The 658-nt window shown below is 40.6% G+C and carries 1 protein-coding gene; it reads left to right on the top strand.

Annotated features, from left to right (window positions below):
* On the top strand, window positions 1-658 hold a 658-nt coding region (locus tag E0E16_RS05840), incomplete at both ends, for an IS30 family transposase (RefSeq protein ID WP_130829756.1).

Consider the following 658-nt stretch of genomic DNA (forward strand, 5'->3'; position numbering starts at 1 on the left):
ATTAAGGAATATATCACCAATGACCAGTGGTCTCCACGACAAATATCAGGTTATCTGCGCAAGAATGAGGGAATAAAGGTGTCCCACCAATCCATTTATAATATCATTCATAATGATACAACAGGGGAACTTGCCAAACACACAAGGCATAAGATGAAATACAGACATCGTCCCAAGGGCAGACATCTTCCAATTAAAGACAGGTTGAGTATCCATGAAAGAAGTAAGGAAGTTGACGGGAAGAGATTCGGAGATTTTGAGATGGACTTGATCGTAGACCCTGACCAGCATACCATACTCACACTGGTAGAGAAATCCACCAATATGCTGCTTATGCAGAAACTGCCATTTGGAAAGCAGTCAAAGCCTCTGGCAAAGGTAGTTAGGAAACTGCTGCCACCATACAAGGACTGTCTGAAGACCATTACAACAGACAACGGACCTGAATTTGCAGCACATAAGGACATTACCAAGTTCTTAGGCGTGCCCGTATACTTCGCTGATCCATATTGTTCTTGGCAAAAGGGAGCGATTGAGAATACAAATAAACTAATCAGACAATATATACCGAAAAAGGATTCGTTTGAACATTACACAGACAAGAGAATTATGTCGATACAAAAGAAATTGAACGAAAGACCGAGAGAAAAATTAAACT

Origin of the sequence: Prevotella rectalis, assembly GCF_900607215.1 — a bacterium.
GTDB lineage: Bacteria > Bacteroidota > Bacteroidia > Bacteroidales > Bacteroidaceae > Prevotella > Prevotella brunnea.